This is a genomic window from Lampropedia cohaerens (assembly GCF_001005215.1).
Taxonomy (GTDB): Bacteria; Pseudomonadota; Gammaproteobacteria; order Burkholderiales; family Burkholderiaceae_C; genus Lampropedia; species Lampropedia cohaerens.
In genome coordinates, this window is sequence record NZ_LBNQ01000025.1 from 112,836 (window position 1) to 139,630 (window position 26,795).

Consider the following 26,795-nt stretch of genomic DNA (forward strand, 5'->3'; position numbering starts at 1 on the left):
CCAAGCTCGTTACGCCATATTTGATTTGCTGTAATTGTGAGACAAACTGCGATGCTGCAGTCCGCGCCTACGCTTCAATGACGGACGCTGGTTTATATCCACTCTAATAGCAAAAACTAAAGGTAGTCGTTGCGCATTGTGCGTTACCACAACCCGGCATTTGTTCCTAACGTGCGATAGATCGCATAGGATATTTCACCCTCCCACAGGCATTTGATGTTCACACGGTAACGGACGCAATTAGGAGTCCATCTCACAGACGCAACGGTAGAATCATCTGGTTTCAAACCACACCTACGGAAGTGACCAGACGCGACCTGACTTTGTCAGCGGCGCCATCTTAGATGGCGCCGCTCCTGCGCTCGGGCTTTGAGGATCTGGCATACGCATGCTTCCTTACTCAGCTATGCCGCTTCGCTCCAATATCTCAAAGGTCGCAACGTTGTCTACCGGCATTGCCCGCCTTGTGGCGCTACCTGTTTTACTGGGGCAATCGGTGTCACATGTGCGTGCTTTGCAGCAGCCTTTGGACTTCCAGGCGGTTCTCTGTTGGGGCCTGCGCCCCAACGCCTCGCGTGCCGAAGCCTATGCAGCAAAACATGGACTGCCACTGTGGCGACTGGAAGACGGTTTTTTGCGTTCGGTCGGGCTAGGCAGTCAGGATTCCCCGCTTTCTATCGTGCTGGACAAGCAGGGGATTTACTACGACGCCACGCGCGCCAGCGCGCTGGAGGCAGCCATTGCCACCCCTTTGGCATCGCCCCAGATGCAGCGCGCACAGCAGCTTATGCAGAGCTGGCGCAAGGCACGCGTGTCCAAGTACAACCATTTGCGCGATCCCGCCCTGTCAACGCTGCCCCGCCACTTTGTGCTGGTGGCCGATCAGACCTTCGGAGACGCCTCGATTCGTTACGGGCTAGGCGATACGGACAGCTTCAAGCGCATGCTCGATGCGGCGCTGCACAACCATCCGGACTGCACCGTGCTGGTGAAGATCCACCCGGACGTCTTCGCCGGGCGCAAGCGTGGCCATTTCGACGTGAAGGCGTTGGCAGCGATGCCGCGCGTGCAGGTGCTTGCGGATGACGTCCACCCCGTTGCTTTGCTGGAGCACGCCGAGGCGGTGTACACGGTGACCTCGCAGATCGGCTTTGAGGCCTTGCTGTGGGACAAACCGGTCTACACCTTTGGCATGCCCTTTTATGCTGGCTGGGGTCTTACGCACGATGCGCTGCCAGCGCCTGCGCGCCGCCAGCCAGTTCCGCTGGAACAACTGGTGCACGCCGCACTGGTGGAGTACCCGCGCTATCTCGATCCTGAGACGGGTCAGCGCTGCGAGGTCGAACGCCTGGTGGAGTGGATGGGGCTGCAGCGGCGCATGCGCACTCGCCTGCCCAAGCAGGTGTATGCACTGGGCTTTTCCCGTCGCAAGCGCCCGATTGCGCAGCGCTTTCTCGACGGCTCGCAGGTGGTGTTTACACGGCACATCCGGCAGGTGCCCGCGGGCGCCACCGTGGCACTGTGGGGCCGCAATGCATTGCCGCAGGGGCACCCGGATGCGTCCAGCCTGCACATTGTGCGTATCGAAGACGGCTTTCTGCGCTCGGTCGGTCTGGGCGCGGATCTGGTGCAGCCGCTTTCATGGATCGTGGATGCGCACGGCATTTACTACGACGCCACCACGCCCTCCGGGTTGGAGCTGCTGCTCAAGCACACCCAGTTCACGCCCGCCCTGTGCGAACGCGCAGCGGCATTGCGCGCGCAGATCGTGCAGGCAGGCATCACCAAGTACAACACCGGCAGCCGTCAGGCGCCGCCGCTGGCGGAGTTGCGCGCCCGCGCTGGCAGCCGCGCCGTGCTGCTGGTGATCGGCCAGGTGGAGTCGGACGCGGCACTCGCCTGGGGAGCACCTGCCACGCGCACAAACATCGGCCTGCTGCAGGCCGTGCGCAATGGCAATCCCGACGCGTATGTCATCTACAAGCCACACCCAGATGTGCAAGCGCGCTTGCGCGCGCAGGGTCAGGGAGAAGGCAGCGCCGCGCAGTATTGCGACGAAGTGCTGCCGGATGTGCCACTACCCCGGCTTCTGGATGGAGTCGATGAAGTCCACGTCATGACCTCGCTGGCAGGCTTTGAGGCGCTGCTGCGCGGGCGCAAGGTCGTAACGCACGGCTGCCCGTTCTACGCAGGCTGGGGCCTGACGGAGGATTTGCTGCCCATGCCACGGCGCCAGCGCCCGCTCACGCTGGATGAACTGGTCGCAGGTGCGCTGATTCTTTACCCCACATACGTGAGCCAGACGTCGGGCCGTTTCTCCACGCCTGAGCGGACGCTGCAGGAATTGATCGCCTGGCGCGCCCGGGGCATAAGCACCGCTTCTCGCTGGTTACGCGTCAAGCGCATCCTGCTGCGCGCAGCACAGCAGGCGGGTTGGATCAAGCGCTAGAGGCCGAAGGCTGAGCGCGAGGTGGCTACGGAGATGCCTGCCTGCCCATAACGGCTTCTACCGTTGCAAGCGTCGCGCAATCCCTCACAGGCATAGCAAGCGCTGCGAAGCAAACACCTGGGCAACGCCTGCAGGAGGTGTAAAAAAAGCGGGGCTTTCGCCCCGCTTGCCGACTCCGGTCAGTCCGCCTGCTTGCGCAGAAAGGCGGGGATCTCCACATCGTCCATGCCGCCGGAGGACATCGCGTCCACGCGTGCGGCAGCACTGCTGTCGCGCGGAGTGCGCCAGACCGGAGGCACAGCCAGGTTGTCGTAGCTCTGGCTGTTGCGGCCCAGCAGTGCGCTGCTGCCCATGCCCAGGCCACCATTGCCGCCACCGGTGCGGCCAGCGCCTTGCAACGGCAGGTTGTCGGTGCCGGTGCGCAGGCTGCTTTGCACCATGGTCAGGTTCTGGCGGCGCTGCTGGTGGTTGACAAGACCTGTGGCAACCACGGTCACGCGCAGCTCGTCACCCAGGCTGTCGTCGTAGGCGGCGCCGTAGATGACGTGCGCGTCGTCGCTGGCGTAGGCGTTGACAGTGCTCATCGCCAGCTTGGACTCGGACAGCTTGAGGCTGCCGCGCGCGGCGGTGACCAGCACCAGGATGCCCTTGGCACCGGACAGATCAATGCCTTCGAGCAGCGGGCAGGCGATGGCCTGCTCGGCTGCGATGCGCGCACGGTCGGGGCCGGAGGCGCTGGCAGTGCCCATCATGGCCTTGCCAGGCTCGCTCATGACGGTCTTGACGTCAGCGAAGTCGACGTTGACGTGGCCGTGCTCGTTGATGATCTCGGCAATGCCGCCCACAGCATTGCGCAGCACATCGTTGGCGATGCCAAAGGCCTCATCCTGCGTGATGTCATCGCCATAGACGGTCAGCAGCTTCTCGTTGAGCACGACGATCAGGGAGTCGACGTTGTTCTCGAGCTCCTGCAGGCCGACGTCGGCATTCTTCATGCGGCGCGGACCTTCCCACTCGAAGGGCTTGGTGACCACGCCGACGGTCAGGATGCCCATCTCCTTGGCCACGCGTGCGATCACCGGAGCAGCTCCCGTGCCGGTTCCACCGCCCATGCCTGCGGTGATGAACAGCATGTGGGCCCCCTCGATGGCCTTGCGGATTTCCGATTCGGCCAACACCGCCGCCTCGCGCCCTTGCTCCGGCTTGCTACCGGCCCCCAGACCGTTGTTGCCGAGCTGGATGATGCGCTCTGCGGTGCTGCGCGAGAGTGCCTGGGCATCGGTGTTGGCGCAGATGAACTCCACGCCCTGCACGTTCTTCTCGATCATGTGCTGCACGGCATTGCCGCCGCCGCCGCCCACGCCCAGCACCTTGATGCGGGTTCCTTGAGAAAACGTTTCGTTGTCGATCATTTCGATGCTCATGGTGTTGCTCCTTGCGGTTTGAGGGGATGGGAAAACAAAAACTGGTAGATAGATGGATCAATGACAAGCGTCCGTGCGTGCTGCCGGCTGTCGCGCTCCGGCGGCTCTCGCCCGCAGCGCATACACCACGGACGCACAGGTTCAGGTGGTGGCTGCCAGCCCAGGGCGCGGTCACGGGTGGAGTGCTGCATGGTCAGAAGTTCCCCAGGATGAAGTCGCGGATGCGGGCGAAGACGTTCTTGACCGGCCCTTGCCGCGTCGCCGACTTGTAGCCGCGCTGACGCTCCAGACGCGCGTCCTCCAGCAGGCCCATCACGGTGGCGGCACGCGGCTGGGCGATCATGTCCGCCAGCGGGCCGGTGTACTGCGGCACGCCCCGGCGCACGGGCTTGAGGAAGATGTCCTCGCCCAACTCGACCATGCCGGGCATGACGGACGAGCCGCCCGTGAGCACCACACCGCTGGAGAGGATTTCCTCGTAGCCCGATTCACGGATGACCTGCTGCACCAGCGAGAAAATTTCCTCCACACGCGGCTCGATCACGCCGGCCAGCGCCTGCTTGTTGATCAGGCGCGGGCCGCGGTCGCCCAGGCCCGGCACCTCCACCTGGGAGTCGGGGTCGGCCAGCATGGCCTTGGCGCAACCGTTTTCGACCTTGATGTCCTCGGCGTCCTTGGTGGGCGTGCGCAGGGCCATCGCGATATCGCTGGTAATCAAATCGCCAGCGATGGGAATCACCGCCGTGTGCCGGATGGAGCCACCCGAGAAGATCGCCACGTCGGTCGTGCCGGCGCCGATGTCCACCAGCACCACACCCAGTTCGCGCTCGTCATCGGTCAGCACCGACAGGCTGGAAGCCAGCGGGTTGAGCGCCAGCTGGTCGACCTCCAGACCACAACGGCGCACGCACTTGATGATGTTTTCGGCCGCACTCTGGGCGCCGGTAACGATGTGTACCTTCGCCTCCAGACGCACGCCGCTCATACCGATCGGTTCCTTGACGTCCTGCCCGTCGATGACGAACTCCTGCGACGCCACCAGCAGCAGCCGCTGGTCGGACGGGATGTTGATGGCCTTGGCGGTCTCGACCACACGGGTCACGTCCGCCTGCGTGACTTCCTTTTCCTTGATCGCCACCATGCCGCTGGAGTTGAGGCCGCGGATGTGGCTGCCGGTGATGCCGGTGTAGACGCGCTGGATCTTGCAGTCAGCCATCAGCTCGGCCTCGCGCAGCGCCTGCTCAATACTCTGCACCGTCGCCTCGATGTTGACCACCACGCCGCGCTTGAGGCCGTTGCTGGGCGCCACGCCAAAGCCCGCCAGGCGCAGCTGGCCATCGGGCTGAACTTCAGCTACCACGGCCATGACCTTGGCGGTGCCAATGTCCAACCCTACGATGACATCCCTGTTTTCTTTTGCCATGTGCGTCTTCAGTTCATGTAACGGTTGCTGCCAGCCTGTCGTTCATCTCACCCTCTGGCACGTGCGGGTGTGTGCGCCTGCTCTGTCACCACCCCACGCAGGCGGATGGCATAGCCATTGCGATGCCGCAGGTCGGCGTACTCCAGTGCCGATGGCCTGACGCCCAATGGACCCAGCGCCTGCGGCAATGTCTCGAAAAAATCACTCAGCCGCTGCCCCACCTGCGGCGGCTGGCCGGCGCCAAGCTCCAGGTGCGCACCGTTGGCGAGAAACAGCTGCCAGTTGCCGCGCGGCGTCAGGTACAGGGCCGAGGGGTGCAGCTGGCTGGCATCGGCCAGATTGCGCGGCACCAAGCCGGACTGCCACTGACGCATGAGGAACTGGTACATCGCCAGCACCTGCTGACTCTGCGCGGCAGGACCTGCCAGGCGCGGCAACTGGGCATCGGCGACCTCGCCCCGGTTAGCCTCGAACACCTCCCCAAAACTGTTGAGCATGGCCGAGCCTTCGGCATCGCCCCACAGGGCCACGGGCTGGTGTTCCTCCAGCCGCACTTGCAGCGTGTTCGGGAAAGCCCGGCGCAGTTCGGCGTGGCGCACCCAGGGCAGTTGCTCAAAGGCCTGCCGCGCATGCGCCAGGTCCAGCGTGAACAGGTTGCCGCGCAGCTGCGGCAACACATTGGCGCGCACGCTGATGGCGCTGCTGTGCTGGGCACTGCCATGTACCACCACCTGGGTGATGGCAAAGGCCGGGTTGCGCAGCAGCCACGTCACGCCTGCCGCACCGGCGAGCAGGAACAGGCTGAAGAACACCATCGAAGCCGTGGCATTCATCAACCGGACGTCAACGGGCGGCAGCGTTTGGCTCACGATGCGGCATCCTCCCCACAGGTGGCCGGCGCATCCAGGCGCGCAGCGGCAAGAATCTGCAGGCACAGCTCGGCATAGTCGACCCCGGCTGCGCGCGCGGCCATGGGCACCAGCGAATGGCTGGTCATGCCTGGCGATGTGTTGATCTCCAGCAGATACGGCGCGTCATCGCCGGCGCGCAGCATCACGTCGGCGCGGGCCCAGCCGCGACAACCCAGCGAGCGGTAGGCGTCCAGGCACAGCTGCTGGATGCGCGCCTCCAGCGCGGCAGGCAGGCCGCTCGGGCAGAAGTACTGCGTGTCGTTGCCGAAGTATTTGTTGTGGTAGTCGTAATTGCCTTGCGGTGCAGCAATGCGAATCAGCGGCAGCGCCCGCAGCTGGCCGCCGAATTCGACCAGCGCGCAGGTCGTCTCCTGCCCGGCGATGAACTGCTCGCACAGCACTTCATCGTCGTAGCGCGCCGCCAGCGCATAGGCGGCATCAGCCTGACTGGCCTCCATCACCTTGGTCAGACCAATGGTGGAGCCTTCGCGGGCGGGCTTGACGATCATGGGCGCGCCCAGCTCGGCCAGCGCCTCGGCGACCTGGGCGGGCGCGTTCACCAGCCGCCACGCCGGGGTGGCCAGTCCGTCGGCCTGCCACAGGCGCTTGGTCAGCACCTTGTCCATGGCCATGGCCGAGGCCCCTACTCCCGGGCCTGTATACGGAATCCGCAACAGCTCCAGCAGACCCTGGATGGTGCCGTCCTCACCGCCACGTCCATGCAGGGCGATAAAGCAGCGGGCAAAGCCCTGCTCCTTCAGCTCCCACAAGGGGCGCCGCCCCGTATCGAACGGATGTGCATCGACGCCGCGCGAGCGCAATGCCTGCAGCACGCCCTCACCCGACATCAGCGACACTTCGCGCTCGGCGGAGGTGCCGCCCAGCAGCACTGCGACCTTGCCCATGGCCGCCGGGTCAATGGCCGGCAGGGCAATGGCGTTGGCGGCCTCGCGTGTCACGTGCGCGGTCATGCTGCCACCTCCTGCCGCTGCGTGCGCAGCCGCTGGGCCAGTTGTTCGGCCATGCTGCCGATGTTGCCCGCGCCCATGAACAGCACGACATCGCCATCCTCGACAATGTTGAGCAGCGCATCACCCAGCTGCGTCACGTCCTCGACGAATACCGGCTCGACCTTGCCCGCCACACGCACGGCGCGGGCCAGCGAGCGCCCGTCGGCAGCCACGATCGGTTGCTCACCGGCGGCATAAACCTCCGTGAGCAGTACCGCATCGGTCGTGCCCAGCACCTGCACGAAATCCTCAAAGCAGTCACGCGTGCGGGAGTAGCGGTGCGGCTGGAACGCAACGACCAGCCGCCGCTGGGGAAAGGCACCACGTGCAGCGGCAAAGGTCGCAGCCATCTCCACCGGGTGGTGGCCGTAATCTTCGATGAGTCGGAAGCTGCCACCCTTGCCGGTGGGAAACTCGCCGTACTGTTCAAAGCGCCGCCCGACCCCCTGGAAACCGGCCAGTGCCCGCACCACCGCCGCATCGTCAATGCCCAGCTCCACCGCCACGGCAATCGCCGCCAGCGCATTGCGCACGTTGTGCACGCCGGGCAGGTTCAGCGTCACGGCCAAGTCCGGCAGGGTCACGCCATTGCTGCGCCGGGCGGTGAAATGCATGCGCCCGCCGTCGGCGCGCACGTCCACGCCGCGCACCTGCGCGCCTTCGTCAAGACCGTAGGTCGTCACCGGGCAGCTGAGGCTGGGCAGGATGGCGCGCACGCCCTCGTTGTCGGTGCAGACGATGGCCGTGCCAAAGAACGGCATGCGGTGCAGAAAATCGATGAAGGTCTGGCGCAGCCGGCCGATGTCGTGCCCATACGTCTCCATGTGGTCGGCATCGATGTTGGTGACCACCGCCATCACAGGCGTGAGATTGAGAAAGGAGGCATCCGACTCATCGGCCTCGACAACGATGTAGTCGCCCTTGCCCAGACGTGCGTTGGCACCGGCACTCTTGAGCGGCCCACCGATCACAAAGGTCGGATCCAGCCCGGCTTCGACCAGCACACTGGTCACCAGGCTGGTGGTCGTGGTCTTGCCGTGCGTGCCAGCCACGGCGATGCCCTCGCGGGTGCGCATCAGCTCAGCCAGCATCTTGGCACGGGGCACGACCGGGATGCCCCGCGCACGCGCTGCCAGCACTTCCGGATTGTCAGGCTTGACGGCGGTGGACGTCACCACCGCATCGGCACTGGCCACATGGGCCTCGCTGTGGCCGATGAAGGTGCGAATGCCCAGCCGGGCCAGGCGCCGCACCGTCGCGCTGTCCTGCAGGTCGGAGCCGGAGATGCCGTACCCCTGGTTGTGCAGCACCTCGGCAATCGGGCTCATGCCCGCGCCGCCGATGCCGACGAAATGGATGTTATGAATGGCGTGTTTCATTCAGCCAGTTCCTCGCAAGCCGTGACGATGGTGCGCACGGCATCCAGTTTTGCCAGCTGGTGCGCACGTTCGGCACGCTCCAGCAGTTCTTGACGCGTCCGCTGACGGATAAAGTCCGCCAGCGACGCGGGCGTCATGTCCTTCTGTTGCACCAGCCAGGCCGCATCGGCATCGACCAGGTAGCGCGCATTGGCCGTCTGATGGTCGTCCACCGCATACGGAAACGGCACGAAGCAGGCCGCAACGCCAACGGCGGCGATTTCCGTCACGGTGCTGGCGCCGGCGCGGCACAGCACCAGGTCGGCCTCGGCATAGGCACGGGCCGTATCCTTGATGAAGGGCACCAGCTGCGCCTGCACGCCCGCCTGGGCATAGTGCGCACGCAGCGCCTCAATCTGCTTGCCGCCGCCCTGATGCACGACCTGCGGCCGTTGCTGCGGTGCAATCAGCGCCAGTGCCTGCGGCACGATCTCGTTGAGCGCCTGCGCGCCCAAGCTGCCGCCGACCACCAGCAGTTTCAGCGGGCCTTCGCGCCCGCCGTAGCGACGCTTGGGTGCGCGCTGCTGCGCAAACGCCTCGCGCAATGGGTTGCCGCACCACTCGGCCCCCGGCAATGCCCTGGGAAACGCGGTGAAGACCCGCTGCGCCAGCCTGGCCAGCCACTTGTTGGCCATGCCAGCGACGGCGTTCTGCTCATGCAGCACCAGCGGTGTGCGCAGGCTGGCTGCGGCCAGGCCGCCTGGCACACAGATGTATCCACCAAAGCCCAGTACCACGTCCGGCTGCACTTCCTTGAGCAGTTTGCGCGCCGCCAGCCACGCCTTGGTCAGCGTCCACGGCAGCGTCAGCCATTTGCCCACGCCCTTGCCGCGCACGCCTGCAAAAGCAATGGTGCGCAGATCCAGATCGTGGCCGGGCACCAACCTGTGTTCCATGCCATCGGTTCCGCCCAGCCAGACCACGCGCCAGCCCGCCTGTTGCAGCCCCTGCGCGACGGCAATACCCGGGAAGATATGGCCGCCCGTGCCACCGGCCATGATCAGCGCGGTCTTGATGCGGGCGTTCATACGCAGCCTCCGCGCATGCGGGCACTGCATGCCTGGGCGCCGCTGCGCGTCGCCATTCCGTTTTGGTGAAACAGAATTCTCATACGCGGCCTCCGCGCATGCAGGCACTCGCGTGCCTGGGCGCCGCTGCGCGTCGCCATTCCGTTTTGGTGAAACAGAATTCTCATACGCGGCCTCCGCGCATGCAGGCACTCGCGTGCCTGGGCGCCGCTGCGCGTCGCCATTCCGTTTTGGTGAAACAGAATTCTCATACGCGGCCTCCGCGCATGAGAATTCTGTTTTCGTAATCCACGCGCAGGACGATGGCCATGGCGATCAGGTTGAGCAACACGCCAGAGCCGCCAAAGCTCATCAGCGGCAGCGTCAGGCCCTTGGTGGGCAGCGCCCCCAGATTCACGCCCATGTTGATGACGGCCTGAAAGCCGATCCACAGACCGATACCCTGTGCCACCAGGCCTGAGAAGATGCGGTCCAGCGCCACGGCCTGGCGGCCGATGACCATGATGCGGCGCGTGAGCCAGAAAAACAGCGCCAGCAGCAGCAGCACGCCAACAAGCCCGAACTCTTCGCCAATGACGGCGAGAATGAAGTCGGTGTGGGCTTCTGGCAGCCAGTGCAGTTTCTCCACGCTGCCACCCAGGCCAACGCCGGCAACCTCGCCCCGGCCAATGGCAATCAGCGAATGCGTCAGCTGGTAGCCGCGCCCAAGCCGGTGCTCCTCGGACCAGGGATCCAGATAGGCAAAGATGCGGTCACGCCGCCACGGTGACGACCAGATGATGAAGGCAAAGGCCAGCCCCAGCACGCCCAGCATCAGCAGAAAGCCCCGGATGTTGACGCCGCCAAGGAACAGGATGCCCACCGCGATCACCGCGACAACGACGAACGCGCCCATGTCCGGCTCGGCCAGCAGCAAAAACCCGACCAGCCCGACCGGTAGCCCAATGGGCAGCACCGCGCGGAAAAATCGTTCGCGCACGTCCATGCGCCGCACCATGTAATCGGCCGCATAAATCACGACCGCCAGCTTGGCCAGTTCCGACGGCTGAAAGCGCATGAGGCCAAGCGGCAGCCAGCGCCGCGCGCCATTGACGGAAATTCCGATGCCGGGGATCAGCACCGCTATCAGCAGCACGATGGTGCCCAGCAGCACCCACACGGCGTGCTTGCGCCACATCTCCATGGGGATCTGGAACACCGTCACCGCCGCAACGAACGCTACGCCAATGGAGACCACGTGCCGGATCAGGAAGTACTCGTTGCCGATGTCGCCAAACCGCGGGTTGTCGCCCAGTGCAATGGATGCGGAATACACCATCACCACGCTCCAGGCCAGCAGTGCGATCAACACCCCCACGAGCGCCTGATCGATGCCTTGCACCACCGGCGGCCTGGCCGAGGTGCTGAAGCGATACTCCAGCCCGCTGGCACGTACCGGCAGGTCCAGTGCATCCTGGTTGCGGCCAAGCAGGCGGGTCAGCCAGCCAAGTGTGCGGTTGCCGTGTACTGTGCTCATGCCCAGGCCTCCAGGGACTGTCCGGCATCCAGTGCCAGCGCCTGTACGCAGGCGGCAAAGCACTCGGCACGGTGTACGTAGTTGTCGAACATGTCAAAGCTCGCACAGGCCGGCGAGAACAGCACGGCATCGCCTTCACGTGCCAGCGCCGTCGCCGCGGCCACCGCCTGCTGCAACGAATCGGCCCGCACCAGCGGCACGCCGGTGGAGGCCAGGGCCGCCTCGATCTGCGCCGCATCGCGGCCAAATACCACCACGCCACGCGCAAACGCCTGCACCGGCTGTGCCAGCGGCGTGAAGTCCTGGTCCTTGCCAACGCCACCGAGAATGGGCACCAGCTTGCGTACGCCCCCCAGTCCGCGCAGCGCGGCAACGGTGGCGCCGACGTTGGTGCCCTTGCTGTCCTCGATGTATTCGATGCCTCCCACCATGCCCAGCGACTGCACGCGATGCGGCTCGCCGCGGTACTCGCGCAGGCCGTGCAGCATAGGCGCCAGCGGCGCGCCAGTCGTGCTGGCCAATGCCAGCGCCGCCAACGCATTGCTGATGTTGTGGCTGCCACGGATGCGCATGGCGTCCGCTGGCATCAGCCGCTGCAGAAACACGTCGACAGCGGCGTCGCGGCGCTTCTTGCCGGATTCCTGTGCGTCAGTGACGCTGCGCGCCAGCCAGGGCATTCCGGCGACAGTCTCTACCCCCCAGGCATCCTCTGCCTGCGGCAGCGACAGCCCGAACGCCAGGATGCGCCTTGGCGACGCCTTGCTGCCGCGCGCCGGTTTCGCGTCGGGCGTTGCGGCAAGCTGCGTCTGCAGTGCCAGACAGGCCGGATCGTCCTGATTGACCACCGCAATGGCGCGCCGGCCGTAAACCTTGGCCTTGGCAGCGGTGTAGGACGCCATGTCGCCATGCCAGTCCAGATGGTCCTGCGTGATGTTCAGCAACACGGCGGCGGTGGGCTCGAAGCCACTGGAATACTCCAGCTGGAAGCTCGACAGCTCCAGCACCCAGGCCTGCGGCATGTGCTGCACGAAAGGATGCGCGATGGTGGGCTGCGGCGCAGTGGGCTCGCCGGATGCGTCCTCCGGTTGCGCGTCGACCTGCTGCGCCGCCTGATCGGTGGTCTCCTCCTCAGCATGGGCATCAGACGCCAGCGCAGCCTGCGCGGCCTGCATATGGTGCGCCAGCGTATCGAGCAGCGACGGGCCGATGTTGCCCGCCACCGCCACGCGCATGCCGGCGCGCTCCAGCAAATGCCCGGTCAGCGCCGTCACGGTAGTTTTGCCATTGGTGCCAGTGATTGCCAGCACCTGCGGCTGGTAACCGTACTCTTGGCGCAGCGCCGCCAGCGCCTGGCTGAAGAGATCCAGCTCACCGCCAAAGAATACGCCTGCCTGTTGCGCTGCATCGCGCACCGGCGCCACCGCATGCGGCGCCAACCCCGGCGAACAGTAGACGGCGCGAGCCACGACGTGCCCGAGTGCATCCGTCAACAGCGCGGCCGTGAGTGGACCGCTGACAAATTCCACCTGTGGCAGCTCGGCCTGCAGCGTCGGCAACGCCGCCGGCTGTGCGCGCGTGTCGGCCACCCGCACGCGCTGGCCCTGCGCTGCGCACCAGCGCGCCATCGCCAGGCCAGAGATGCCAAGGCCCAGAATGAGGATGAAGGAGTCGGAGGTCTGCATCGCCATTACCGCAACTTCAACGTGGACAGGCCCACCAGGCACAGGAACATGGTGATGATCCAGAACCGCACCACCACCTGGTTTTCCTTCCAGCCCTTCTTCTCGAAGTGGTGGTGCAGCGGCGCCATTAGAAACAGCCGTCGGCCTTCGCCATAGCGACGGCGCGTGTACTTGAACCAGCTGACCTGCAGCATGACAGACAGCGCCTCGGCGACGAAGATGCCGCCCATGATGGCCAGCACCAGCTCCTGGCGGGTGATGACCGCAATCGTGCCCAGCGCGCCACCCAGTGCCAGCGCGCCCACGTCCCCCATGAACACCTGCGCCGGATGGGCGTTGAACCACAGAAAGGCCAGTCCCGCGCCCGCGATGGCCGCGCAGAACACCAGCAGCTCGCCCGTGCCCGGAATGTAGGGGAACAGCAGGTAGCGCGAGTACACGGCATTGCCCGTGACATAGGCGAACACGCCCAGCGCCGAGCCGACCATCACCACCGGCATGATGGCCAGCCCGTCCAGGCCATCGGTGAAGTTGACCGCGTTGCTGGAGCCAACGATCACCAGGAACGAGAGAATCACAAAGCCCAGCACCCCGAGCGGGTAGGCAATACCCTTGAAGAACGGCACGGTCAGCTGCGTGTTGAGCGCAAAGTGCGGCGAAAAGCCCGAGCGCACCCAGTCCATGAACAGTGCCAGCACACGCATGTTGTCCACCTCGGAAATGCTGAAGGCCAGGTACAGCGCGGCGATCAGGCCAATGATGGTCTGCAGCAGGAACTTGTCGCGCGAGCGCATGCCCTCGGGGTCCTTGTTGACGACCTTCTTCCAGTCGTCCATCCAGCCGATGGCGCCAAAGCCCAGTGTCACCAGCAGCACGATCCACACGAACCGGTTGGACAGATCGGCCCACAGCAAGGTGGAAATGGCGATCGCCAGCAGGATCAGGGCGCCACCCATGGTCGGCGTGCCACTCTTGGCCAGGTGGGCCTGCACGCCGTAGGTGCGCACTGGCTGCCCGACCTTCAGGGAGATGAGGTAGCGGATCACCATCGGCCCGAACGCCCAGCCGATTACCAGCGCCGTCATCGCCCCCATTACCGCGCGCATCGTCAGGTACTGGAACACGCGCATGAAGCTGAACCATTCGGGCTCCAGTGCCTGCAGCCATTGTGCCAACCAGAGCATCATGCGATGGCCCTCCCCGTATGTGTGCCATCGACCTGCAGCACGGCCTGCACCGCCCGCTCCATGCGCATGAAGCGCGAACCCTTGACCAGCATGCTGGCCATGGCCACATGCACGCGCACCAGCTCGGCGATGAGCGCTTCCATGTCCTCGAACGACCGCGCGCCCGCGCCGAAGGCCTGGGCGGCCAGCCTGGCCTGCGCGCCCAGCGTCCACAGGCCATCCACGCCCATGGCCCTGGCGTACTCACCAACTTCGGCATGCATGGCCGGACCGTCGGCGCCGACTTCGCCCATGTCTCCCAGCACCAGCAAGCGCGGCGCAGGCAGCTGCGCCAGCACGTCGATGGCGGCCCGCACCGAATCGGGGTTGGCGTTATAGGTGTCATCGATCAGCACCTGGCGGGTGCCATCATCGTGCAGCAGCTGGTGCACCACGCCACGACCGGGAACCGGCCGGAATGCCTCCAGCCCTTGTGCGATGGCGCTGACCGGCAGACCGGCCGCCAGCGCCGTGGCCGCTGCTGCCATGGCATTGCGCAGGTTGTGGCGCCCAAGCACGTGGAGGTTGACAGGCACGACCTCTCCTGCCACGCCCAGATCGACTTCCCAGACGCCGTGGTTGAGCACGGCACGGCGAATATGCACCGCAGCGCTGCGCGCACCGAATGTCACCACCGGGCGATCACCCGCCAGTTGCCGCCATGTGGCGGCATAGGCATCGTCCTCGGGGAACACGGCGGTGCCCGAATCCGGCAGGGCCTGCAGCACCGCGCCGTTCTCCCGGGCGACGGCCGCAACGCTCTGCATGAACTCCTGATGCTCGCGCTGCGCATTGTTGACCAGCGCCACGGTCGGCTGGGCAATGGCGGCCAGACGCGCAATCTCGCCGGGATGGTTCATGCCGAGCTCAAACACCGCGCTGCGGTGCTCTGCGCGCAGGCGCAGCACCATCAGCGGCACGCCGATCTCGTTGTTGAAGTTGCCTTCGGTCGCCAGCGCCTGGTCATCGAAAGCCGCACGCAGGATGCTGGCCAGCATGTGCGTCACCGTTGTCTTGCCATTGCTGCCGGTCACCGCCATGACGGGCACGGAGAACTGGCGCCGCCACTGGCGCGCCAGCGCCGCCAATGCCTGCAGCGGATCATCGACCTCAATGCCGGGCCAGTCCGGCAGACTGCGGCCACGCGCAACGATGGCCGCGGCTGCGCCCTGCTGGCGCGCCTGCGGCAGGAAATCGTGCGCATCGAACCGCGCACCACTGAGCGCCACGAAAAGATCACCAGGCTGCACGCTGCGGCTGTCGGTGTGCACGCGGTCGATGGCCAATTGCGGCGCAACGGAGGAGCCCGCACCGACAAGTGTCGGTGCCAGCCCCTCCTGCTGCAGCCACAGCTGCGCCTGTGCCAGCGTCATCATCATGCCGACACCTCCGCTGCGCGAGGCTGCGCCTGCCGGAGCGCCAGCGCGCTGGCAACTTCCTCGTTGTCTGAAAACGGCTGTTTCACGCCTTTGACTTCCTGATAGGTTTCGTGTCCCTTGCCAGCCACCAGCACAACATCGGTGGCCGCCGCTGCAGCGATGGCCTGGGCGATGGCCTGGCGCCGGTCCAGCACCGTATTGGCCACGGCGCGCTGTGCGGGGGTCAGGCCCGTTTCCATCTGTGCGACGATGCTCGCTGGCTGCTCGCTGCGCGGGTTATCGCTGGTAATCCACAGCACGTCGGCCTGCTGTGCCGCAGCCATGGCCATCAACGGGCGCTTGCTGGCGTCACGATCGCCGCCGCAGCCGAACACCACATGCAGTCGCCCGCCGCGCTGAGCCGCAACCGGGCGCAACGCGGCCAGTGCGGCGCGCAGCGCATCCGGGGTATGGGCGTAGTCCACCACCACCAGCGGGCAGTCCGCCAGCGCATGCATTTGCATGCGCCCAGGCACCGCGGGCAGCTCCCGGCACAACGCCACGGCCTGCTGCAGCGGCATGCCCAGCGCGCGCAGCGCGCCAAGCAAACCCAGCAGGTTATGCACATTGAAGCGCCCCGTCACCGGTGCCTGCAACGGCACCCTCGCCACGGGCTGCGCATCGGCGGCCGGTTGCGGCACGGCATATTCGGCAATCTCGCAGTGCGTGTGCGTGGCATCAAAGCGCAACGTCCCGGCCACCAGCCGCGCCAGCGGCTGGGGCGCAGCGTCGCATACGGCGTAATCCCAGAGCTGCAGCCCGGCATCGGCGCACGGCGCAAGCCGGGCAATCAGCCGCTGGCCCAGCGCATCGTCGGCATTGAGCACCGCGGCCTGAAGATCTGGCCAATCAAACAGCGCCGCCTTGGCATCGGCATAGGCGGCCATCGTGCCGTGGTAATCCAGATGATCCTGGCTCAGGTTGGTCAGGATGGCCACGCGAACCTGACAGCCGCCCAGCCGACCCTCCTGCAAGCCGATAGAGGAAGCCTCCACCGCACAGGCCACGGCGCCGGCATCGCGCAGTTGCGCCAGGGTCTGCTGCAACTGCAGCGCCTGCGGCGAGGTCAGGCCGGTATCCTGCAGCTGCCCGTGCATGCCCGCCCCGAGCGTGCCCACATAGCCGCATGGTCGTGCGGCTGCAGTCAGCGCATGGCTGAGCCACCAGGCCAGCGTTGTCTTGCCATTGGTGCCGGTGACGGCCACCACATCCAGCGCCGCGCTGGGGTGCCCGAGCCAGGCCGAGGCGATGGCGCCGCTGTCGCGGTACAGGTTGGCGTAGCTGGCGACCGCATGCGCCGGCACCGCCGGTTGCGGCTGCCACTGACCAGGCTGCGCCTGAACGAGCGCAGCACTGGCGCCTGCAGCAAATGCCGCTGCGACATCCTCGCGCGCGTCATGGCGACGGCCAGGCCAGGCCAGAAACACATCGCCAGCCTGGACGCTGCGGCTGTCGCTGCACAGCCGGGCAGCTGGCTGCGCATGCTGCCGCAGCCAGGCCATGACTTGCAGGATGTCGTGCAGATGGGCTGTGGCCTGCGTCATTGCAGCACCTCCTCATCCGAGACCGTGGCAATGATCTGCGGCTTGACATCAATGTCCGGCTGCACCCCAAGCAGGCGCAGGCTTTGCTGCACCACCTGGCTGAAAACCGGCGCGGCGACCGCACCTCCATAGTAGACACCCGCGCCTGGCTCATCGATCATGACGGCGACGATGATGCGTGGATCCTCGATTGGTGCCAGCCCGACGAACCAGGAACGGTACTTGTTGGCCGCGTAGTTGCTGCCCACCTGCTTGCGTGCCGTGCCAGACTTGCCGCCGACCGAATATCCCACCGTCTGCGCGCGCTGGCCGGAACCACCGGGCGCCGTTGCCAGTGCCAGCATGTGCTTGACAGCCTTGGCGGTCTGTGGCGAAAACACCTGCACACCGACCGGCGGCGCCTCGCGCTTGAGCAGGCTGGGCGGTAGCAGCACACCATCGTTGGCGAATACGGTATAGGCGCGCGCGAGCTGCAGCAGACTGGCCGAGAGGCCATACCCGTACGACATGGTGGCCTGCTCCACGGGCCGCCAGCTGCGCCAGGGCCGCAGGCTGCCACTGGCCACGCCCGGGAAACCCAGCTGCGGGCGCTCGCCGATGCCCAGCGCGGCATACACACTCCACATGTAGCTCGCATCCATCATCTGCGACAGCTTGGTGGTGCCCACGTTGCTGGAGCGCTGGATGATGCCTTCGACGGTCAACTCGCCGTAGTTACGGATGTCCGACAGGCGTGAGCCGGTCACCATGATGTAACCGGGATTGGTATTGACCTTGGTCTGCGGCGTCACCAGGCCTGCTTCCAGCGCCATGGCCACCGTGAAGGGTTTCATCACCGAACCGGGCTCGAACACATCGGTCAGCGCGCGGTTGCGCAACTGCTCGCCCGTCAGGTCACGGCGCGATGCGGGATCGTAGGTCGGGTAGTTGGCCAGTGCCAGCAATTCACCGGTCTTGGCATCCATCACCACCACACTACCGGCCTTGGCCTTGTGTGCGTGCACCTGCTCGGCCAACTTCTGACTGGCAAAGAACTGGACCTTGCTGTCAATCGACAGCTGCACATCCTCGCCGTCGACGGGCGGCACGGTATCCCCCACGCTCTCGACAATCTGCCCCAGGCGGTTGCGGATCACGCGGCGCGAGCCGGGCCTGCCGGCCAGTCGGTCGTTGAAGGCCAGCTCGACACCCTCCTGGCCCTCGTCTTCCACATTGGTAAAACCCACGATATGCGCAGCCGCTTCGCCTTCGGGATAGTGGCGCTTGTATTCCTTGCTCTGGTGGATGCCTGGGATCTTCAACGCCGCAATCCGCTCTCCCACCTCCTGCTCAAGCTGGCGACGCAGCCAGACGAAGGCGCGCGTCTGGTCCTCCAGCCGCTCCAGCAGCGCGGCATAGGGCATATCCAACAGCTCCGCGAGCTCGCCGAGCTGCTGCTGCACCTGCGCATCATCCAGATCGATGCTGGAGGGATCGGCCCAGATGCTCGCTGCCGGCACGCTCGAAGCCAGGATCAGGCCATTGCGGTCGACGATCTTGCCGCGATTAGCCGGCAGCTCAAGGGTGCGCGCAAAGCGCACCTCGCCCTGGCGCAGGAAGAAGTCGTTGGCAAACACCTGCACATACGCGGCGCGCCCCAGCAGCACCAGAAACACGAGGGCCAGCACTGCCACGACGAACTTGCTGCGCCCGACCGGCGCCTTGCTGGCCAGCAGGGGACTGGTCGCATAGCTGTGGGGTGTGGTTCTGCGCGACCCTTTCACGGCTGCCCCCCCTCGTCGCCGACATCGGCGCCGGCTGGCTGCACCTCGGGAGCCTGCGTGGCACGTCGGGCAGGTTCACGCACATACCGCGTGGTGGCCGGTGTAGGTGCGCGCATGCCAAGCTCGGTGCGCGCGAACTGCTCGACCCGGGCGGCCGCAGCCTGCGCCCGCAGTGCCACCTTGAGGGTCTCGGACTCGGTCTCCAGTTGGCGCGCACGCACAACCTCGCGATCAAGCTGCGAGTACAGCATGCGCGAGTCGTACTGCACGCGCACCAGCACCAGCGCCGAAGCCAGCACCAGCAGCAACAGGACGAAGTTGAGCCGCACCACCATCACGCCACCTCCGTGCGTTCGGCAATGCGCATGATGGCGCTGCGCGCGCGCGGGTTGGCGGCCACCTCCGCGGCACTGGGCTTGACGCGACCGAGCGCGCGCAGGCGCAGTGGCACCGGCGTCGCCAGCGGGTTGCGCCGGTCGTAGTGCTGGCGCGCATGCGCCTCGATGAAGCGCTTGACGATGCGATCTTCCAGCGAGTGAAAGCTGATCACCACCAGGCGCCCACCGGGCTTGAGCACCGTCAGACTGGCGTCGAGGGCTTGTCGCAGTTCTTCAAGCTCGCCGTTGATGAAAATCCGTAGAGCCTGAAAGGTGCGCGTTGCGGGGTTCTGCCCCGGCTCATGCCGCTTGACCGCACCAGCCACGAGTGCTGCGAGTTCTGCGGTGCGCGCCAGGGGCCCGCGTTCCTGCCTGCGAGCAACAATCGCCTTTGCAATGCCGCGAGCAAACCGTTCTTCCCCGTATTCACGAATCACCTCTGCAATCTCGCCTTCGTCGGCGTGTTCCAACCATTGGGCCACCGTCTGGCCACGCGTGCTGTCCATGCGCATATCCAGCGGACCATCCATGCGAAAACTGAAACCGCGCCGTGCGTCATCGATCTGCGGCGAGCTCACACCCAGATCCATCAGTACGCCATCGGCACTGGCCGGCCCCAGGGCCGCCAGCTGTGCAAAGCCTTCATGGCGGATCTCCATACGCGCATCGTCCAATGCCCGTGCGGCAGCAATGGCTTCGGGATCCTTGTCAAAGACCACCAGGCGATCCTGCGCCCCCATGGACTCCAGGATGCGCCGGCTGTGGCCGCCACGCCCGAACGTCGCATCCACCCAGCAACGCGCACCGACGGCACCGGCGCCGGCCTGCAGCAGCGCATCCACTGCCTCGGCCAGCAGCACCGTGGTGTGGGCAAGTGGGGGGGTCTGGGCCAGTTGCGTCACAGCGTGATGTCCTTGATCGAGTCCGGCATGCCCTCGGCCAGCGCGGCGGCCTCCTGCGCCTCGTAGCGCGCGCGGTCCCACAGCTCCAGGCAGTTGCCCATGCCCAGCAGCACGGCCTCGCGTGTCAGGCCAACGGCCTGACGCAGCTCGGGGGCGATCAGCACCCTGCCAGTGGCATCGAGCTCGACGTCCATGGCATTGCCCACGAGGATGCGCTTCCAGCTGCGCGCCGACTCGGGCAGTGCAATGACCTTTTCACGGTATTTCTCCCACTCGGGACGTGGGAACACCATCAGGCAGCCTTCCGGATAGCGGGTGATCGTGACGCGCCCCTCGAACTGCCCCATCAGGGCGTCACGATGCCGGGTCGGCACGGAGAGCCGCCCCTTGGCGTCGAGCGTCACAGATGAAATTCCCTGAAAAAGCATGTCTTACGGCTGGCCAGCCTGGTTGGGGCACGCGGGTGTCCCGCTTCAAAAATCCCACTTTGCGCCACTTTTCGGCACTAAATTGCACTTTAGCAGGATTTTTCCGGAAAGACAGTGCCCCGGACAAATTTTTTCAATGGAATCAATGAGTTAGCCGCCAGCACCCGAACAGATGCTGGCGGCCAAAACACTTCAAAAATAACAACTTACGACGCGATTGCCATGTCAACTATTACATCGAATCGTCACCGGTGACGTCGGTCACAGAATGTAGCGCGACAGATCCTCGTCTTGACTGAGCTCGCCCAATCGCTCGTTGACGTAAGTGGCATCGATGCGCACGGTCTGCCCTTCAAACTGCGTAGCCCTGAAGCTCACGTCATCGAGCAGTCGCTCCATGACGGTCGCCAGGCGCCGCGCGCCGATGTTTTCGGTGCGCTCGTTGACCTCATACGCGATTTCCGCAAGCCGCCGGATGCCGTCATCCTGGAAGTCCAGCGTCACACCTTCCGTTGCCAGCAGCGCCTGATACTGCTTGACGATCGATGCATGGGTGCTGGCCAGAATGGCCACGAAGTCGTCCACCGATAGCGATGTCAACTCAACGCGAATCGGGAAACGCCCCTGCAACTCGGGAATCAGGTCGCTGGGCCTGGAGAGATGGAACGCGCCGGAGGCAATAAACAGCATGTGGTCGGTCTTGACCATGCCGTACTTGGTCTGCACAGTCGTGCCCTCCACCAGCGGCAGCAGGTCGCGCTGCACGCCCTGGCGCGAGACATCGGAGCCCGATGCCTCGCTGCGCACGGCAACCTTGTCGATCTCGTCAATGAAGATGATGCCGTTCTGCTCCGCATTGGTCACGGCCCGGGTGCGGATTTCGTCCTCGTTGACAAGGCTGGCCGCCTCCTCGTCGACCAGCAGCCTGCGCGCCTCGCCGATGCGCACGCGACGCTTCTTTTTGTTGCCTTGCTGCAGCTGGCCCATCCACTCGCGCAGGCTCTCGGCCATGTCCTGCATGCCGGCAGGCCCCAGGATTTCAAGCTGCGGCCTGGGCTCGGCCAGTTCCAGCTCGATCTCCTTGTCGTCGAGCTGGCCTTCGCGCAACTTCTTGCGAAACACCTGCCTGGCCGTGCTGTCGCTGCCATCGGTGGAGGATGCCGTCGGCACCAGCACGTCAAGGATGCGATCCTCAGCCGCATCCTCGGCACGGCTGCGCATGCGGCGCATCTCATTGTCGCGCTCGAGCTTCACCGACACTTCCACCAGATCGCGCACGATGGAATCAACATCCTTGCCGACGTAGCCGACTTCGGTGAACTTCGTCGCCTCCACCTTCACAAACGGCGCGTCGGCCAGCTTCGCCAGGCGCCGGGCGATCTCGGTCTTGCCGACCCCGGTGGGGCCGATCATCAGAATGTTCTTGGGTGTGATCTCCGCACGCAGCCCTTCGGCGACCTGCTGACGCCGCCAGCGGTTGCGCAACGCGATGGCCACGGCACGCTTGGCGGCAGTCTGGCCGACCACGTGACGGTCGAGTTCGGAGACGATTTCCTGGGGGGTCATGGATGACATGATGGTTCCTGGCGTCGAAGGACGATACGCACTGCGCCTTGCGCGCAAGCGGGCTCAACGCAACACTTCGATCGTGTGGTTAAGGTTGGTGTAGATGCACAGCTCGCCGGCGATGCGCAGCGACTCGCGCACGATGGCCTCGGCATCGAGCTCGGTGTGCGCCAGCAAGGCCTTGGCCGCCGAGTGGGCATAGGCGCCGCCTGAGCCGATGGCCACGATGCCCTGCTCGGGCTCCAGCACGTCGCCGTTGCCGGTGATGATGAGCGAGACGTCCTTGTCGGCCACCGCCAGCATCGCCTCCAGGCGCCGCAGCACCCGATCAGTGCGCCAATCCTTGGTCAGCTCGATGGCGGCGCGCGCCAGATGCCCCTGGTGTTTTTCAAGCTTGGCCTCAAAACGCTCGAACAACGTGAAGGCATCGGCAGTGGCACCGGCGAAGCCCGCCAGCACCTTGTCGTGGTAGAGCTTGCGTACCTTGCGCGCCGTGCCCTTGACGACGATGTTGCCCAGCGTGACCTGTCCGTCGCCGCCGATGGCGACCTGCACGCTACCGTCCGCGCGCTGACGGCGCACACTCAAGATAGTGGTTCCATGAAACTGTTCCATCGCATGGATATGGGGCGCCTGCACGGCACTTCAAGTGCACGGCGGGCAAAAAAACGCGCCCCGCAAAGCGCCGCTGATGGCTCCCGCCCAGGCGCCCTTGCCCAGCTGCCTTGCTGAGCAAGGACTGAAAAGAGCGTCAACAGGTGCTCAGTCCTTGCGCGGCAGGATGCGCGCGTGCTCCTGAATCCCGATGACGTTGAAGAACACGGCAATCAATCGGTGCAGGTTGCTGAAAGCAACCACCCGCCCGTTGCTTTGCTGCTGCGCCGCCCAGTTCAGCACCGAGCCGGCGGCCGCGAAGTCGATGACGATCAGGCGACTGCAGTCGATGGTGATGGCCGACGACTGCGGCAGTTGCGCCACTGCATCTTCCAGCAGCTGCGTGGCATCGTTGCTGATGCGGCCATGCAACGCGCCACTGCCCATCGAGTAGGCGGGTGCGCCGGGGAGCTGCTCCTGCACCGTTCTGGCGGCTGCGCCACCATCATCGGCGCGGTAGTGCGCCACTGGCGGCTGCCACATCGGCGGCGACTCTTCATAGGTGACGGTGTAATCCAGCGCCACCAGCTCGAAATCCTCCGCGCGGTTCATGAGCCGCAGCACGGCCAGCCGCAGCAGCCACCAGCGCCGGTCCACGCTGGCATCGTTGGCAACCGTCTGCTGCTGCAGCAGCTCCAGCAATTGCTGGCCAGCCACGAACTCCACGGAGCCCTCCTGCACGGTCAGCGCCTCGATGAACTGCAGCATGGGCTCCAGTGCATCGGCATGGATGTGCTTGAGGCGCACCCAGTTCAGATGAAAGGGCGCGCCTGCGCGTTGGCGCAGCGCATCGGCAGTCTGCACGCTCTGCGCCGTCAGCTCAGGTGCACTCGTCCAGGAAAACGGCCGCCTGTTCTGCTCCTTTTCCTGCGACTCGCCGAGCAACTGCGGCAGCGACACCCAGACAGGCGGCGACCGGTCAAAGCGCTGCGCAAAATCGATGGCCACGGCATCGAAGCGGTCCTGCGCGCCCACGGCGCGGTAGAGGTCGAGCAATGCCAGCCACAGTTCAATCTGCTGCTGCGCGGGCGCATTGGCGTTCTTGCGGATGACCTCGACCAGCAACTTCTCCGCCTCGGCGACGCGATTGCTGCAAAACAGTATCGCGGCCTCTTCCAGATCGGGCTGATGCACAAATTCCTCCTGCAATCCAAAAAATGCCCGCACTTCGTCCATCCTGCGCAACCTCGCGACCATCTCGTCGTCGGACTGCTGCGCCTGCTGGGTTTCCATGCGACGGCGCGCCGCAGCGAAGGCTTCGGCCACCGCATCGGCAAAGAACAGGCTGGAGCCGCCCAGGAAAAAACCTGAATCCAGCGCGCTTGCGGTCTGCGTTGCGTGCTCCTGGGCCGCCGCATCAACGGGCGCGTGTGCAGCGGTCGATGCGCCCTGCTGCCCTGCATGCCACCACTGCTGGGACAGCTGCGCTTCGATCTCGTTGATTTTCTTGAGCGTACCAGAAGGATTCTGCAGCGGCGGCGAAGACGACGATGCCGATTCGCCCGCTCCACTGCTGCGCCCGGCCACGCCGGTGCGAATCACCACGCCCTGCGGCAGCTCGGGCTGGCGCTGCTTGCGCCGCGCCTGAATGATCTTGCGCAGATGCGCAAATTCGGCCTTGCGGATGAAGTCGTTACGGCGCTTGCGCTCCATGCGCTCACGCAGCTGCTGTGCGTTGAGCGCCTCCTCGCTGACGCCACCGGCCTGGGGTTCCTCGATGGCGTCCAGCTCCTTCCAATCCTTGGTGGGATTGCTGACGAACTTCACCACCTTCGACAGCAGGCCGTATCCGGTAGGCTGCTGAGGAGGAGGTGAAGTGGAGTCTCTGGACACGGTGGCGAAACGAATGCGACCCTTCAGTCGCCAAACATCTTCTGCTTGAGCTCGCGCCGCTGTTGCGCCTCCAGCGACAGGGTGGCCGTTGGCCTGGCCAGCAGCCGCCCGATGCCGATGGGCTCGCCGGTTTCCTCGCAGTAGCCGTACTCGCCGGCATCAATGGCGGCGATCGACTGCTCGATCTTCTTGAGCAGCTTGCGTTCACGGTCACGCGTGCGCAGCTCCAGCGCATGCTCTTCCTCAATGGTTGCCCGATCCGCAGGATCTGGCACCACCGAGACTTCCTCGCGCAGATACTCCGTGGTGGCACCGGCCTTGCGCAGCATATCGTCCTTGAGCGCCTGCAGCTTCTTGCGGAAGAACGCCAGTTGCACCGGGTTCATATAGTCTTCCTCGGGCATGGCCAGCACATCCTCATCGGTCAGGTCATCGACCGAGATGTCCTTGAGATCCTTGGATGCGCCATGCGCAGACTTTTCTTCGGGCTTACTGGTTGCTGCAGGCGCTGCTGCAGCGCGCGACGAGGATTTCGTTGCCATAGTCTTTGTAACCGCCTTCAATCAATACACCGAATACAACGGCCCTGCATACACGGCCACGGAGTTCACACAGGCTGCCCGGACGGGGTGGCGCAGCACCCTGCACCACACCCGCCGGCTGTGTCCATGACAAGACCAGCAGACTTCGCGCCAGCCATATCGCCATGGGCGCGCGATTTTAGCCATATTCACAAAAAGGGTCCGTGGATTATCCCGACTGGACTGCACAGGCAGGCGCCGCAGCGCCTAGGGAAGGTCTGCAAAACCCTGCCGGAAAGCGCGGAGCGTTATGGCGGATGCAGCGCGCGACGGCTTTTGACGGCAATAGTGGTGCTATTGCCGTCAAAAGCCAACAAAGCGATGTGCCGCCAGAACGCGTTCGCGCGGCGACATGGGTTTTGCAGACCTTCCCTAGGCTGGCACGAGGGATTGCGTCAGCCCCTGCTCGAGGATGTCGCGCGGCAAATCGATGCCGATGAACACCATCTTGCTCTCGCGCACCTCGTCGTCGCGCCACGCAGGCCCAAGGTCCGAGCCCATCAGCTGATGCACGCCCTGGAAGATCACCTTGCGATCGGTGCCCGCCATGTCGAGCACACCCTTGTAGCGCAGCATCCTGGGGCCATAGACGTTGACGATGGCGCCCAGGAAGTCTTCCAGCTTGACCGGATCGAACGGGCGCTGCGCACGGAACACGAAGCTCTTGACGTCGTCGTCATGGTGATGGTGGTGCGGGTGATCGCAGTGCTCGCCATGTTCGTGGTCATGGTCATGGTGATCATGGCCATGCCCGTCGTGGTCGTCGTCCATCAGCTGCGGATCCACTTCCAGCTTGGCGTTGAGGTTGAAGCCGCGCAAATCCAGCACCTCGGCCAGCGGCACTTCGCCAAAATGCACGGAGCGAATGGGCGCGCGCGGGTTGATGTGCTGCAGCCGGTGGACCAGTGCGGCCTTCTCCTCGGCGGAGATGAGATCGGTCTTGGAGAGAAACAGCTGGTCGGCAAAGCCCACCTGGCGCCGCGCCTCCTGACGATCGGTCAGCTGCTGCTGGGCATGCTTGGCATCGACCAGCGTGATGACGCTGTCGATCAGGAAGTTCTCTGCCACCTCCTCGTCCATGAAGAAGGTCTGGATGACGGGGCCTGGATCGGCCACGCCGGTGGTCTCGATGACGACGCGGTCGAACGTCAGCTGACCGTTGCGCCGCTGCGTTGCCAGATCGACCAGCGTGCTGCGCAGGTCATCGCGGATGGTGCAGCAGATGCAGCCATTGCTCATCTGCACGATTTGCTCGCCTTCCTCGCGCACGAGGATTTCGTTGTCGATGTTCTCCTCGCCGAATTCGTTCTCGATCACGGCGATGCGCTGGCCGTGCGCCTCTTTGAGCACGCGATTGAGCAAAGTGGTTTTGCCTGAGCCGAGAAACCCGGTCAGGATGGTGGTTGGTATCAGCGCCATGGAATATGCATCCTTCAACAAAGACAAGTTGCGCCGCAGCCAATGGCCATGCTGGCCCTGCCCTGGCTCCCGCCAGGCCCATGCGACGCCAGGCCCGGCAAGGCAGCCGGACCACGCGTCAGTTTAGCGAGGCTGTCAAGCCTGTGCCGCCAGCCGGGCAAACGGGCCTGCGCCCTGGCGCGATCGTCCGACTGCGACGCATATGCAGAGACTGTGGGCAGCA

General features: G+C 65.1%; 21 protein-coding genes. 1 reads left to right on the forward strand and 20 read right to left on the reverse strand.

Annotated elements, in window-relative coordinates:
- The first annotated feature begins 505 nt into the window (after positions 1-505).
- Positions 506-2,449 carry a capsular polysaccharide biosynthesis protein gene (locus tag AAV94_RS08900; RefSeq protein WP_231731322.1) on the forward strand — a complete coding sequence of 648 codons (1,944 nt, stop codon included), beginning with the start codon at positions 506-508 and terminating at the stop codon, positions 2,447-2,449.
- Positions 2,450-2,628: 179 nt separating this feature from the next.
- Here the strand turns inward: AAV94_RS08900 and ftsZ are convergent, their stop codons facing one another.
- The 20 genes from ftsZ to AAV94_RS09000 form a co-directional block, all read right to left on the reverse strand.
- A complete protein-coding gene (gene ftsZ / locus AAV94_RS08905) occupies positions 2,629-3,873 on the reverse strand; it encodes a cell division protein FtsZ (RefSeq protein WP_046741961.1) in 1,245 nt (414 codons plus the stop codon).
- 193 nt (positions 3,874-4,066) lie between these two features.
- Complete coding sequence (gene ftsA, locus AAV94_RS08910; protein WP_046741962.1) at positions 4,067-5,296, reverse strand: cell division protein FtsA; 1,230 nt, start codon at positions 5,294-5,296, stop codon at positions 4,067-4,069.
- A 47-nt stretch (positions 5,297-5,343) separates the two neighbouring features.
- Positions 5,344-6,165, reverse strand: coding sequence for a cell division protein FtsQ/DivIB (locus AAV94_RS08915; protein ID WP_046741963.1), 822 nt, complete (start codon positions 6,163-6,165; stop codon positions 5,344-5,346).
- A complete protein-coding gene (locus AAV94_RS08920; RefSeq protein WP_046741964.1) occupies positions 6,162-7,178 on the reverse strand; it encodes a D-alanine--D-alanine ligase in 1,017 nt (338 codons plus the stop codon). Before AAV94_RS08920 ends, AAV94_RS08915 begins: the two co-directional genes overlap by 4 nt.
- Positions 7,175-8,596: a UDP-N-acetylmuramate--L-alanine ligase gene (murC, locus tag AAV94_RS08925; protein ID WP_046741965.1), complete on the reverse strand. Its 1,422-nt coding sequence runs from the start codon at positions 8,594-8,596 to the stop codon at positions 7,175-7,177. The genes AAV94_RS08920 and murC overlap by 4 nt, the downstream gene beginning before the upstream one ends.
- The gene (gene murG, locus AAV94_RS08930) at positions 8,593-9,663 is read right to left on the reverse strand and encodes an undecaprenyldiphospho-muramoylpentapeptide beta-N-acetylglucosaminyltransferase (RefSeq protein ID WP_046741966.1); all 1,071 of its coding nucleotides are present in this window, start codon (positions 9,661-9,663) and stop codon (positions 8,593-8,595) included. The genes murC and murG overlap by 4 nt, the downstream gene beginning before the upstream one ends.
- A 247-nt stretch (positions 9,664-9,910) precedes the next feature.
- Entirely contained in the window at positions 9,911-11,179 is a 1,269-nt protein-coding gene (ftsW, locus tag AAV94_RS08935) for a putative lipid II flippase FtsW (protein WP_046741967.1), read from the reverse strand.
- Positions 11,176-12,861 carry a UDP-N-acetylmuramoyl-L-alanine--D-glutamate ligase gene (gene murD / locus AAV94_RS08940; protein WP_046742063.1) on the reverse strand — a complete coding sequence of 562 codons (1,686 nt, stop codon included), beginning with the start codon at positions 12,859-12,861 and terminating at the stop codon, positions 11,176-11,178. The genes ftsW and murD overlap by 4 nt, the downstream gene beginning before the upstream one ends.
- Positions 12,862-12,866: 5 nt before the next feature.
- Entirely contained in the window at positions 12,867-14,048 is a 1,182-nt protein-coding gene (gene mraY, locus AAV94_RS08945) for a phospho-N-acetylmuramoyl-pentapeptide-transferase (RefSeq protein WP_046741968.1), read from the reverse strand.
- The gene (locus AAV94_RS08950; RefSeq protein ID WP_046742064.1) at positions 14,045-15,463 is read right to left on the reverse strand and encodes a UDP-N-acetylmuramoyl-tripeptide--D-alanyl-D-alanine ligase; all 1,419 of its coding nucleotides are present in this window, start codon (positions 15,461-15,463) and stop codon (positions 14,045-14,047) included. The genes mraY and AAV94_RS08950 overlap by 4 nt, the downstream gene beginning before the upstream one ends.
- Positions 15,463-17,049, reverse strand: a complete 1,587-nt coding sequence (locus tag AAV94_RS08955) for a UDP-N-acetylmuramoyl-L-alanyl-D-glutamate--2,6-diaminopimelate ligase (protein WP_046741969.1) — start codon at positions 17,047-17,049, stop codon at positions 15,463-15,465. Before AAV94_RS08955 ends, AAV94_RS08950 begins: the two co-directional genes overlap by 1 nt.
- Positions 17,046-18,812: a peptidoglycan D,D-transpeptidase FtsI family protein gene (locus tag AAV94_RS08960; RefSeq protein ID WP_046741970.1), complete on the reverse strand. Its 1,767-nt coding sequence runs from the start codon at positions 18,810-18,812 to the stop codon at positions 17,046-17,048. Before AAV94_RS08960 ends, AAV94_RS08955 begins: the two co-directional genes overlap by 4 nt.
- A complete protein-coding gene (gene ftsL, locus AAV94_RS08965; protein ID WP_231731329.1) occupies positions 18,809-19,147 on the reverse strand; it encodes a cell division protein FtsL in 339 nt (112 codons plus the stop codon). Before ftsL ends, AAV94_RS08960 begins: the two co-directional genes overlap by 4 nt.
- The gene (gene rsmH, locus AAV94_RS08970) at positions 19,147-20,082 is read right to left on the reverse strand and encodes a 16S rRNA (cytosine(1402)-N(4))-methyltransferase RsmH (RefSeq protein WP_046742066.1); all 936 of its coding nucleotides are present in this window, start codon (positions 20,080-20,082) and stop codon (positions 19,147-19,149) included. The genes ftsL and rsmH overlap by 1 nt, the downstream gene beginning before the upstream one ends.
- 5 nt (positions 20,083-20,087) lie before the next feature.
- Entirely contained in the window at positions 20,088-20,519 is a 432-nt protein-coding gene (gene mraZ, locus AAV94_RS08975) for a division/cell wall cluster transcriptional repressor MraZ (protein ID WP_046741971.1), read from the reverse strand.
- Between the two features lie 261 nt (positions 20,520-20,780).
- The gene (gene hslU, locus AAV94_RS08980) at positions 20,781-22,094 is read right to left on the reverse strand and encodes an ATP-dependent protease ATPase subunit HslU (RefSeq protein ID WP_046741972.1); all 1,314 of its coding nucleotides are present in this window, start codon (positions 22,092-22,094) and stop codon (positions 20,781-20,783) included.
- Positions 22,095-22,148: 54 nt separating this feature from the next.
- Complete coding sequence (hslV, locus tag AAV94_RS08985; RefSeq protein ID WP_046741973.1) at positions 22,149-22,700, reverse strand: ATP-dependent protease subunit HslV; 552 nt, start codon at positions 22,698-22,700, stop codon at positions 22,149-22,151.
- 147 nt (positions 22,701-22,847) lie between these two features.
- Positions 22,848-24,572, reverse strand: coding sequence for an STAS domain-containing protein (locus AAV94_RS08990; protein WP_046741974.1), 1,725 nt, complete (start codon positions 24,570-24,572; stop codon positions 22,848-22,850).
- Positions 24,573-24,595: 23 nt separating this feature from the next.
- The gene (dksA, locus tag AAV94_RS08995; RefSeq protein WP_046741975.1) at positions 24,596-25,114 is read right to left on the reverse strand and encodes an RNA polymerase-binding protein DksA; all 519 of its coding nucleotides are present in this window, start codon (positions 25,112-25,114) and stop codon (positions 24,596-24,598) included.
- Between the two features lie 411 nt (positions 25,115-25,525).
- Positions 25,526-26,572: a CobW family GTP-binding protein gene (locus AAV94_RS09000; protein ID WP_046741976.1), complete on the reverse strand. Its 1,047-nt coding sequence runs from the start codon at positions 26,570-26,572 to the stop codon at positions 25,526-25,528.
- Positions 26,573-26,795: the final 223 nt, after the last annotated feature.

Coding starts and splice junctions, on each gene's coding strand:
- hslU (WP_046741972.1), bottom strand. CDS start 22,094: ATGTCATCCATGACCCCCCAGGAAATCGTCTCCGAACTCGACCGTCAC.
- AAV94_RS08920 (WP_046741964.1), bottom strand. CDS start 7,178: ATGACCGCGCACGTGACACGCGAGGCCGCCAACGCCATTGCCCTGCCG.
- ftsW (WP_046741967.1), bottom strand. CDS start 11,179: ATGAGCACAGTACACGGCAACCGCACACTTGGCTGGCTGACCCGCCTG.
- AAV94_RS09000 (WP_046741976.1), bottom strand. CDS start 26,572: ATGGCGCTGATACCAACCACCATCCTGACCGGGTTTCTCGGCTCAGGC.
- murG (WP_046741966.1), bottom strand. CDS start 9,663: ATGAACGCCCGCATCAAGACCGCGCTGATCATGGCCGGTGGCACGGGC.
- AAV94_RS08950 (WP_046742064.1), bottom strand. CDS start 15,463: ATGATGACGCTGGCACAGGCGCAGCTGTGGCTGCAGCAGGAGGGGCTG.
- murD (WP_046742063.1), bottom strand. CDS start 12,861: ATGCAGACCTCCGACTCCTTCATCCTCATTCTGGGCCTTGGCATCTCT.
- hslV (WP_046741973.1), bottom strand. CDS start 22,700: ATGGAACAGTTTCATGGAACCACTATCTTGAGTGTGCGCCGTCAGCGC.
- dksA (WP_046741975.1), bottom strand. CDS start 25,114: ATGGCAACGAAATCCTCGTCGCGCGCTGCAGCAGCGCCTGCAGCAACC.
- murC (WP_046741965.1), bottom strand. CDS start 8,596: ATGAAACACGCCATTCATAACATCCATTTCGTCGGCATCGGCGGCGCG.
- ftsA (WP_046741962.1), bottom strand. CDS start 5,296: ATGGCAAAAGAAAACAGGGATGTCATCGTAGGGTTGGACATTGGCACC.
- ftsZ (WP_046741961.1), bottom strand. CDS start 3,873: ATGAGCATCGAAATGATCGACAACGAAACGTTTTCTCAAGGAACCCGC.
- mraY (WP_046741968.1), bottom strand. CDS start 14,048: ATGATGCTCTGGTTGGCACAATGGCTGCAGGCACTGGAGCCCGAATGG.
- AAV94_RS08955 (WP_046741969.1), bottom strand. CDS start 17,049: ATGACGCAGGCCACAGCCCATCTGCACGACATCCTGCAAGTCATGGCC.
- mraZ (WP_046741971.1), bottom strand. CDS start 20,519: ATGCTTTTTCAGGGAATTTCATCTGTGACGCTCGACGCCAAGGGGCGG.
- ftsL (WP_231731329.1), bottom strand. CDS start 19,147: ATGGTGGTGCGGCTCAACTTCGTCCTGTTGCTGCTGGTGCTGGCTTCG.